Origin of the sequence: Burkholderia sp. Ac-20392, from assembly GCF_017104585.1 — a bacterium.
Taxonomy (GTDB): Bacteria; Pseudomonadota; Gammaproteobacteria; order Burkholderiales; family Burkholderiaceae; genus Burkholderia; species Burkholderia lata.
On sequence record NZ_JAAGPB010000631.1, the window covers coordinates 1 to 4,207 of the forward strand.

2 protein-coding genes and 1 pseudogene are annotated in these 4,207 nt (G+C 63.8%); 1 reads left to right on the top strand and 2 read right to left on the bottom strand.

From position 1 onward, the window contains the following. Positions 1 to 123 precede the first annotated feature (123 nt). On the top strand, positions 124 to 1,392 hold the full coding sequence (locus G3N99_RS35875; protein WP_206124728.1) for an ATP-grasp domain-containing protein: 1,269 nt from the start codon (positions 124 to 126) through the stop codon (positions 1,390 to 1,392). A gap of 878 nt (positions 1,393 to 2,270) precedes the next feature. On the opposite strand, the pseudogene G3N99_RS35880 reads toward G3N99_RS35875, so the two are convergent. Together G3N99_RS35880 and G3N99_RS35885 are read right to left on the bottom strand one after the other, a co-directional pair. After that, a pseudogene (locus G3N99_RS35880) lies at positions 2,271 to 2,792 on the bottom strand (DDE-type integrase/transposase/recombinase); the annotation flags it as partial. A 312-nt stretch (positions 2,793 to 3,104) separates the two neighbouring features. Continuing rightward, positions 3,105 to 3,980, bottom strand: a complete 876-nt coding sequence (locus G3N99_RS35885) for a LysR substrate-binding domain-containing protein (RefSeq protein WP_206124729.1) — start codon at positions 3,978 to 3,980, stop codon at positions 3,105 to 3,107. Positions 3,981 to 4,207: the final 227 nt, after the last annotated feature.

Consider the following 4,207-nt stretch of genomic DNA (forward strand, 5'->3'; position numbering starts at 1 on the left):
TTCGTCGCGATCTGCATCGTGCTGGCCGCACGCTGGCCCGGCGATGCGCCCGATACCGGCCCGCGGGCCTGAGCCCGCGCCGCCTGCCCCCTTCAACCGATCCCACAGCCCAACGAGGAATCCATGCCGCATCGTTTCATCGATACCGTCCTGATCGTCGACGGCGCGTCGACAGCCGCCTATCTGGCGCCCGCGTTTCGCGCGTACGGCATCCGTTGCGCGCACGTGATCAGCGACCCCGACCTGCCGGAAATCTACCGGAACCAGTTCGTCCCGTCCGACTACATTCGCCAGGTCCAGCATCGCGGCGATATCGACGCGACGCTCGCGCAACTGGGCGACCTGCGGATCGGTGCGGTGCTGCACGGGCTCGACGCGGCGCTGGAACTGGCCGACACGCTGGCCGAGCGGCTCGACGTGCCGACTCGCAATCCGCTCGCGACGTCGGCCGCGCGGCGCGACAAGTACGCGATGAACGAGCGCATCCGCCAGGCCGGCCTGCGCGCCCCGGCGCACTTCCACAGTACTTCCGTCGACGCCGCGCTCGAATGGGCGCGCGCGTACGGCGCGCTGCCGCTCGTGGTGAAGCCGGCGCGCAGCGCGGGCGTGGCCGGCGTGAAGATCTGCCGGACGCTCGACCAGGTCGAGGCGGCCGCGCGCGACGTGCTGGCCACCCGTTCGCTGTACAACCAGCCGAACGACGACATCGTGATCCAGAGCTATTCGGAGGGGCAGGAATACATCGTCGATTCGGTGTCGTTCGAAGGCCGCCACCGGGTGGTCAGCCTGTGGGAAGTGCACCGCGACCGCACGCATGCGCCGCGGCTCGACAAGATGCTGGTGCTGAATCACGCCGATCCGCGCTACGCGCCGCTGCTCGACTACGCGGCCGACGTGCTCGATGCGCTGGAAGTCCGCTTCGGGCCGACCCATCTCGAACTGTTCGATACGGCCGACGGCCCGACGATCGTCGAGCTGAACGCGCGGCTGCACGGCAGCCTCGATCCGCGGCTGACGAGCGCGGTCAGCGGCGAAAATCACGTATCGGCGACGGTCGAGGCCGTGCTGCATCCGGAGCGGCTGTTCGGCGACTTCGCCGCCCCGACGGATTTTCGGGGTTACTGCGGGCACGTGCTGCTGCTGTCGTCGCGCAACGGCGTGCTCCGGCAGGACTTCACGTGGCAGGCGATCCAGGCGCTGCCGTCGTTCGTCGGGCTCAAGCAATGGGCGAAGGTGGGCGACACGCTGCGCGTGACGACCGACCTGCAGACGGCGCTCGGCACGGTCGGCCTCTACAGCCCGACGTTCGAGCGCCTGCTCGAGGATTGCCGGCGGATCCGCGAAATCGAGGCCGATTTCTTCGCGGACGAACGGGCCGTTGCGCCGGCGTAGCGGCACACCCTCGACAGGTTGCATCGATGGTTCAAAAGGCGGGAGTTCAGTCTCGACTTGCCCGATGAGCACGCGGTTGCGCAGATGCGAGTCATTGTTCGTCGGACGGTGCGCGTTGGGAAGTTCACTTACTTGTCCCGAGCGCAGCTGTTGGCTACAGGACCGGCCGTGGATGAAACTTCGCGTCGCGGAAACGCCAGATGGACGGCGCCGTCAGCACCGCCAACCAGTTTGATTTCATCGAAGCTCAGATTTCTCACCGATAACCCCTTTGGTCATTAAAGAATTTTACTTGCCCATAGCATTCGTAAATCTAGCTGCCTCCTTTACTATTTGCACGACGGACCACGAAACCAGCAAAATCTTTGAGACAAATGATTGTATCGGCGTTAAATTAATCAAATCAATGGAACGAAGTGCGCCGAAGCTGATAGACACCCATATCAAGACATAAAAAAATAATCTCAAATTTATTTTGTTCATAGGTTGTCTCATGCCACCTCGTTATAAACATCTCGGGGACTGGCGTGCCGGATTTTCCGCAAAGCCCCTGCTGCATAAGGCTTTGCGACAACCGGGACGGCGCCAGACAAATATTTGCGGGCGACGTACGCATCCGTCAAAGCCCTTGTTGCATGGGGAACCAGACAGTCAACGGTGCCCGCCGTCGAATCAGTTGCTCAACCGCTCGGTGTTTACCGATAAGGCTGAACGGACTTGCGTATAACGGAGTGCTCTCAGATCTGTCGTGCTATTTCTGTTACGAAAAATTACAGCACGTGAAGAGCTGCTGTCAATCGCAATATTCTTACAAAATGGAAGACTCCGTCGCAACAAGGACACCCGGCGAATAGCCCTCACAATATTATTCGGACTACTTATATCGAAATAAAATGGAATTGCGTGTCGGACGCCTGATTCTTGCTTCCTGCCTTCGTTTGCTCTTTCTTGCTCATGTGCATCACCTCGATGCCTGACAGGATGATGCGGGCACTGCGCAACGCCTTGAAGCTCATAATCGCTCGCGTGCGCCGCTTGATCGCACGGTGGTCCTGTTCGACGATGTTGTTCAGGTGCTTCTGCTGGCGGATTCGGATCGGTTGTTCCCGCTCGGCGTTGATCCGCTGCAGCGCGGCCAGGTTTGCGCCGCTCTTGTCGATCGTCACCGTCTCGCTTGTGCCATTCTCTGGTCGATCGTTTTCCAAAGTACCGCTGGGCCGCGGCCTTGTCCCAATGGGTTCGCCGCAAGCAGTCAACGGTGGATCGGTCGCTTGCTACGCTGAAACGCCTTTTCCAGTTTCGGCGGCAGCCTCATGTCCCGGCACTGTCGAGTGATCCACCGACGGACCGCGTGCCACCATCATTTCCGCCCGATGGCGAAGGCCGAGCGGGTAGGTGATATCACCGCCGCACGGGAACCGGGCCATCGCGCCCATGGAGCGACGCGTCGCCGTGGTCGCCGGTTTCGATCCTCCTGAAATACGGCAGGACAGGTTCATACGACCCGTTCTCGAGCCCTCGGTCGATCCAGTACTGGAGATCCGTGGAGCGTTCGCACGAATCTGCCCGCGTTGATCGACGACCCGCCGCCACGGACACGTGCGTGAATTTCGACCGGCTGCCCGTCGACGTGCGTAGCACAGTCGTCCCAGCAGATGTTCGGCGTTCCACCGACGGTGAAATCCTGACTGACGGCGACCCGCGCCGCCGCCCTAACGCACGAGCAGCGCGCCCGCCTGCCGCCCCAGCACCGCGCGCAATGCGTCGAGTTCGGGCAGCGCGGGCGCTTCCTCCGGCGTGACGAGATACGTCGTCACGCTGTCGAGATCGGCGAACGCATGCACGCGCAATTCCTTGCGCGCGACGTGTTCGGTCGTGATCCGCTTCGGCAGGATCGCCACGCCCATGCCGGCCGCCACGCAGCCGAGGATCGCGCCGAACGTGCCGAACGACGCCACCGACTCGACTGCGATGCCCCGCGCCTTCAGCCAGTGCTCCGCGACCGCGCGATACGGGCAGCCGTCGTGAAACGCGAGCAGCCGCACCGGGTTGTCGGCCAGCACCTGCCGCCGCGTCACCGTGGCCGCGCTCACCAGCACCATCTCTTCGGCGAACGCCGGCTCGTAGCGCAAGCCGGGGCGGACGACCGCCCGCGCGGTGAGCGCGGCGTCGATCCGGCCTCGCAGCAGCGCGTCGGCCAGATCCGGCTCGCTGCCGATCTGCACCGCGAGGCCGAGCGCCGGATCGCACTCCTTCAACGCGGCGGCGAGCGCCGGCAGCCGCGTGGCCGCCGTGCTTTCCATCGAGCCGAGCCGGAAACTGCGCGCGACCGGCGTCTCGCGCACCACCTGCGTCGCTTCGTCGACGAGGCGCAGGATGCGGTCGCAGTAAGGGATCAGCCGGCGCCCGGCATCGTTCAGCACCAGCCGCTTGCCGTGCCGGTCGAACAGCGGCGCGTCGAGCGACTCTTCGAGCTGGCGCAGCCGCGCGGTGACGTTCGACTGCGTGCAGCCGAGCCGTTCGGCCGCGCGCAGCGCGCTGCCTTCCTGGACGACGGCCCGGAAGGTTTCGAGCAGAGGGATTTTCATATCACTTTCTCTTGTTACAGATTGTATTTATATCATTTTACTTCGCCAAAAATCCGGATTAGCCTTGCGGATACCCGGTGCCCGACGGCCCGCTTCCGAGGAATCCGCATGCCATTCTCCGTCTGCCCTGGTCGTACGACCGTCCGCCGTCGTCCCGAGGCGCCCCCGTGCGCGCGCTGATCGCCGCGCTGGTGCGGCGCGGCCCGACCGTGCTCGCGTGCGGCGTC

Bases quoted from the DNA above. Each gene is read 5' to 3' on its own strand.
- G3N99_RS35875 (WP_206124728.1), top strand. From the start codon at position 124: ATGCCGCATCGTTTCATCGATACCGTCCTGATCGTCGACGGCGCGTCG.
- G3N99_RS35885 (WP_206124729.1), bottom strand. From the start codon at position 3,980: ATGAAAATCCCTCTGCTCGAAACCTTCCGGGCCGTCGTCCAGGAAGGC.